This is a genomic window from Stenotrophomonas maltophilia group sp. RNC7 (genome assembly GCF_030910085.1).
GTDB lineage: Bacteria > Pseudomonadota > Gammaproteobacteria > Xanthomonadales > Xanthomonadaceae > Stenotrophomonas > Stenotrophomonas sepilia.
The window spans coordinates 1-5,326 of sequence record NZ_JAVFVN010000950.1 but is presented as its reverse complement, the minus strand read 5'-3'; the positions used below and the strand labels follow the sequence as shown (position 1 = coordinate 5,326).

Below are 5,326 nucleotides of genomic sequence, written 5' to 3'. Positions count from 1 at the left end.
AGGGAAAGAGCCATGGGCGCATTCTACCTGCGTGGGTGGGGGGCTTGGGCCGGGCTGCCGCCCGGCACCCGCAGAGGCACCGGCCGCTGGCCGGCAAGATCAACATCAAAAGCGGGCTGTCCGTGGGATGGCGGGGTGGGTCCGGTTGCGGGGGACGCTGCAAGTCCCCCTCCGGGGCCCGGCCCAGCCGCGGGCGGCTGTGCGTTCGGGCGCTTGCGAAGCAGTGCTTCGCAAGCAAAGCGCCCTCACCCATGTAAGCTCGGTCGCCGCTTGCTCGTGTGCGCTGTCCTGCGCACACGGCAAGACCGGGGTTGGGCATCCTGCCCAACCCGCCCGAGGCATGCCTCGGGCCCATGCGGCTCACGCCCCCGCAACCGGACCCACCCCGCGTTCGACAGGTTCCTGCTGTTGTTGGTGGGTGTCGACCTTGGTCGACACGGTAGATCGCCATGCGTGGATGGATTTCTGGTTCATCTGTGCCTCACGCGGAAGGCCGATGAAGGTTCATGCTATGGGGTCACGCAACGCACAGGACATCGCATTCCCCATGGCACGGACCCGGGTCGGCATCATCTTCGGGGGCAAGTCTTCCGAGCACGAAGTTTCACTGCAGTCGGCGAAGAACATCCTCGATGCGCTCGATCGCGAGCGCTTCGAGCCGGTGCTGGTCGGCATCGACAAGCAGGGGCAGTGGCACCTGAGCCAGCCGGAGACGTTCCTGATCAATGCCGAAGATCCCTCGCGCATCGCGCTGCATCGGTCCGGCACGTCGCTGGTGGTGCGCCCGGGCGCCGAGCAGGGGCAGCTGCAGCCGTGCGATGCGGCCAGCGCCTTGGCGCAGATCGATGTGGTGCTGCCGATCGTGCACGGGCCGCTGGGCGAGGACGGCGCGCTGCAGGGCCTGCTGCGCATGGCCAACCTGCCCTTCGTCGGTTCGCCGGTACTGGGCTCGGCAGTGGCGATGGACAAGGACGTGACCAAGCGCCTGCTGCGCGACGCCGGGCTGCAGGTGGCACCGTGGCTGTGCATCCGCCGCCAGCAGGTGGCGGAAGTGGATGTCGATGCGGTGATCGCCCAGCTTGGCCTGCCGCTGTTCGTGAAGCCGGCCAACCAAGGCTCGTCGGTAGGCGTGAGCAAGGTCAAGGATGCGGCGGGCTTTGCCGAAGCGCTGGCCTTGGCGCTGCGCTACGACCACAAAGTGCTGGTGGAATCGGCGGTGATCGGCCGCGAGATCGAGTGCGCGGTGCTGGGCAACGAACATCCGCAGGCCAGCCTGTGCGGCGAGGTGGTGGTGCACGACGAGTTCTACGCCTACGCCACCAAGTACATCAACGCCGATGGTGCCGAAGTGGTGGTACCCGCGGATATCGATGCCGCAACCCAGGCGCGGATCCAGCAGACCGCGCTGCGGGCCTACCAGGCGCTGGAGTGTGCCGGCATGGCGCGCGTGGATGTGTTCCTCACCGCGGGCGGCGACATCATCATCAACGAGGTCAACACGCTGCCCGGCTTCACCCGCATCAGCATGTACCCGAAGCTGTGGGGTGCCAGCGGCGTGGACTACACCACGCTGATCACCCGCCTCATCGAGCTGGCGCTGGAGCGCCATGAAGCCGATCGCGAACTGCAGAGCGCTGTATAGCGTTGTTATCGCCCGCAGAGTCGAGCATGGCTCGACTCTGCGGAAAGCGATACCGGCCAGCGGCCGGCACTACCAGCTAGCCTCGCTTGCGGAACATCGAGATCACCGCAAGGATCAGGAACACCACGAACAGGATCCAGGCGATGTTCGTTGCGGCGCCGGCAATTCCGGAGAAACCCAGAACGGCGGCGATGATGGCGATGACAAAGAAGATGATGGCGTAGTGCAGCATGGCGCTCCTCGCGGGTGGTCGAGCCTTGGATGGCGTGGGTCCATCCTCCCGATCCTGCGGTGTGCAACCAGTGATGGCGATCTATGCAGCAGATGAAGCCTTCAGCCTGCGCAGCCCTTCTTCGATGCTGACCTGCGGCACGTAGCCGAAGTCACGGCGCGCCGGTTCCATGCTGTACCAGTGCGGCGTGCACAGCTGCTCGGCCAGGAAGCGGGTCAGCGGCGGCTCGCCGCGCAGGCGCAGCAGCGGCCACAGCCGCTCGCAGACGGCGCCGATGCGGTAGGCGGTCTTGAAGCTGATCGCCTTGTCCACGGATGGCGCACCCACCGCAGCCAACAGCTTGTTCACCAGCTCGCGCATCGGCAACGGCTCGCCGTTGGAGATGAAGTAGGCCTTGCCCGCACACGCAGCGCCCGGTGCCAGGGCGTCAAAGGCGAGGAAGTGCGCCAGCGCGGCGTTGTCGATGTAGGTGGTATCGACCTTGTTGTTGCCTTCGCCGACCAGGCGCAGGCGTCCCTGCCGCGCACGCTCGGCGAGCCTGGGCACCAGCTGCTGGTCACCGGGGCCCCAGATCAGGCGCGGACGCAGCGCCACCGTCGCCAACGCTGCATCGTTGGCGGCCAGCACGCGCTGTTCGGCGATCGCCTTGGTGGCCGCATACGGCGCCTGGAAATCTTCGCCGTACGGCACCTCGTCAGCCCCCAGGCCTTCCACCGGATGGGTGGCACGATGGGTCACGCTGGGCGTGGAGGTGTAGACCAGCCGGGTGATGCCATGCGCGCGGCACGCAGCGAGGACGTTGTCGGTGCCGACCACGTTGGCCTGGTGGTAGCTGTCATAGCTGCCCCATGCGCCGGCCTTGGCGCCGTTGTGGAACACCGCATCGACGCCGGCCACCGCATGCAGCACCGCCTGCGCATCGGCCAGATCACCGCGGATCTGGCCCACGCCCATCGCCTGCAGTTCCGGGTAATGACTGCGGTTGAACGCCAGCACCTGGTGGCCACGCTCGACCAGCCCGCGGCACAGCGCCTGCCCAAGGAAACCACCGCCACCGGTGACCAGGATCTTCATGCGCGCTTCTCCAGTTCGGCGCTGGCCCAGACGGCGAGCTTTTCGCGGCCGATCTTGGCGTTGTGACGGATATCGACGGGGAACGCCGGATGCACCAGGAAGTGCTGCAGGCCGGCCTCCGGCAGGCGGGCGGCTGCGTGCGCACGCAGCGCTTCCTGCAGCGCCGGGCTGTCGGACTGGCCGCGCTGCAGCTCCACGCACAGCACCGGCACCTGCGCGCCGGCGGCGCCGACGCCGACCAGTGCCGTGCGCGCCACGCCGGCCACGGTGTTGAACACCGGCTCGACCTGCTCGGTGTACAGCGGCCCGCGCGCGGTTTCCACGCGTTGCGTCTTGCGCCCGCAGAACCACAGGCGGCCCTGCACATCGAAATAACCGACGTCGCCCATGCGATGCACCACGCGGGTGCTGCCGTCGGCCAGCGTCTCGCGGATCTTCGCCGCCGCGGTGGCCTGCGGTCGGTTGAAGTAGCTGTCGGTGGCGGTCGGCCCGGCCACGGTGATTTCCCCCACTTCACCCACCGCCAGCACGCGCGCCTGCGACCAGTCCGGCAGCGGTGCGTCGTCGATGGCGATGATGCGCACCTCGTTGGGGGCCACCACGCTGCCCACGCAGGTGCCGGCACCGGCCTCGGTCGCCGCACGGGTGCGCTCCAGTTCGCGGCCTTCGACCACCGCCACCGGCAGGCACTCGGTGGCGCCATAGGGGGTCCAGAACTGCGCATCGGCCGGCAGCAGGCTGCGGATGGTGGCGACCACGTCCGGCGGCACCGGTGCCCCGGCCGAGGTCACCCGGGTCACCGTCGGCAGTGGCCGCCCGTGCCGGGCCAGCACCCGCATCAGCGCTGGCGAGCCGAACAGCTGGGTCACGCCGAAGCGCTGGATCGCATCGTGCAGGCGTCCCGGGTCGGCCTGCGCCGGCCGCGTCGGGTCCATGTCCGGGATCACTGAAGTCAGGCCCAACGCCGGGTCGAACAGCGCGAACGGTGGGAAGGTCGGCAGGTCCACCCCACCCGCTTCCATGCCGAAGGCACTGCCCAGCAACTGGATCTGGCCGACGAAGTGGCGGTGGCGGTAGACCACGCCCTTGGGCACGCCGGTGGAGCCGCTGGTGAACAGGATCGCCGCCATGTCCTCGCCATCGGTGTCGGCCAGCATCGGCCCAGCGCTGGCGCCAGCGCGCTCCAGCGTGGCCAGCGTGGTGCCGCCCCAGCCGAGGCGGCGGCCGACCGTCACCAGCCGGGTGGCCGACGGCGCCCAGCGCAGCACCAGCCTCGCCACATGCGCCAGCGGAATGCCGATGAAGGCCTGCGGCTGCGCCTCGTCCAGGCACTGCTTCAGTGCGCGCCGGTCGATGCCCGGATCGACCAGCACCGGCACTGCGCCCAGCTTGAACAGCGCGAACATCAGCAGGAAGAACTCCGGAGAAGGCCGCACCATCACCACCGTGCGCACGCCGCGGCCAATCCCGTAACCGGCCAGGCCGGCGGCCATGGCATCACTGCGGGCGTCCACCTGACGGTAATCGAGGGTGACATTGTAGGCGGCCATGCCGTTGCCGGCGCCGCGGCGGCCGGGGCAGCGGATGGCGATCTGGTCGGGGCGTTCACGCGCCAGTTCAGGCAGCCGTGCGGCGATATTGCAGGGTCGGTTCATCCGTTCATTGTCGCCGCTTACGGAATTTCTTGCGCGGCGGCCCACTTCGTGGAAAATCCGCTCCCTCGTTCCTGATTCCGACTGCCGCCCGAGGCGGCTTGCCCATGCAACATCCCTGCATGACCTGCGGCGCCTGCTGCACCCAGTACCGCGTGGCCTTCCACTGGATGGAATCGGACGAGGTCACCCCCGGCGGCGTGCCGCATCAGCTCACCGAGGTGCTGGATCCGCACCGCCTGTGCATGCGCGGCACCCATTCCAAGCCGGTGCGCTGCGTCGCGCTGGATGCGCAGATCGGCGTGTATTCACGCTGCACGATCCACCCCAACCGGCCCAGCGTGTGCCGTGAGGTGGATGCATCGTGGGAATACGGCAAGGCCAGCCCGCAGTGCGACAAGGCGCGCATTGCCTATGGCCTGGATCCGCTGACGCCGGCCAACTGGCGTTGGCGCGATGACGCCGACAATGACGACGATCATCCGGACGACAACGGCAACAGCCCGTCCTCGCCGCCGCAGGCACCGGTCGCCGCATAATCCGGTGTGGCGCCCCCCCGGGGGCCCCCCCCCCAACCATACCCATTTGGGGGTGTAACACACGAACTTGGGGGTGGGACCGCATCTCCGGGCTTTCCTGAAAAAAAACCCTATCTGTGTGGTGTGCCCACCACGGGTCGCCACCCACAAGTGGAAGGTATGGGTGGGTGCCGACCGTTGGTCGGCA

The 5,326-nt window shown here is 68.3% G+C and carries 5 protein-coding genes; 2 read left to right on the top strand and 3 right to left on the bottom strand.

What is annotated here, in order from left to right; translation table 11 throughout:
- Positions 1-547 precede the first annotated feature (547 nt).
- On the top strand, positions 548-1,642 hold the full coding sequence (gene ddlA / locus RCF13_RS24750; protein ID WP_134968813.1) for a D-alanine--D-alanine ligase: 1,095 nt from the start codon (positions 548-550) through the stop codon (positions 1,640-1,642).
- A gap of 76 nt (positions 1,643-1,718) precedes the next feature.
- On the opposite strand, the gene RCF13_RS24745 is transcribed toward ddlA, so the two are convergent.
- The 3 genes from RCF13_RS24745 to oleC form a co-directional block, all read right to left on the bottom strand.
- The gene (locus RCF13_RS24745; protein ID WP_005407633.1) at positions 1,719-1,874 is read right to left on the bottom strand and encodes a DUF1328 domain-containing protein; all 156 of its coding nucleotides are present in this window, start codon (positions 1,872-1,874) and stop codon (positions 1,719-1,721) included.
- An 81-nt stretch (positions 1,875-1,955) separates the two neighbouring features.
- Complete coding sequence (oleD, locus tag RCF13_RS24740) at positions 1,956-2,948, bottom strand: 2-alkyl-3-oxoalkanoate reductase (protein ID WP_134968814.1); 993 nt, start codon at positions 2,946-2,948, stop codon at positions 1,956-1,958.
- Positions 2,945-4,603, bottom strand: a complete 1,659-nt coding sequence (gene oleC, locus RCF13_RS24735) for an olefin beta-lactone synthetase (protein WP_231352454.1) — start codon at positions 4,601-4,603, stop codon at positions 2,945-2,947. Before oleC ends, oleD begins: the two co-directional genes overlap by 4 nt.
- Before the next feature lie 104 nt (positions 4,604-4,707).
- Here oleC and RCF13_RS24730 point away from each other — a divergent pair, with 104 nt between their 5' ends.
- Entirely contained in the window at positions 4,708-5,139 is a 432-nt protein-coding gene (locus RCF13_RS24730) for a YkgJ family cysteine cluster protein (RefSeq protein WP_134969504.1), read from the top strand.
- Positions 5,140-5,326: the final 187 nt, after the last annotated feature.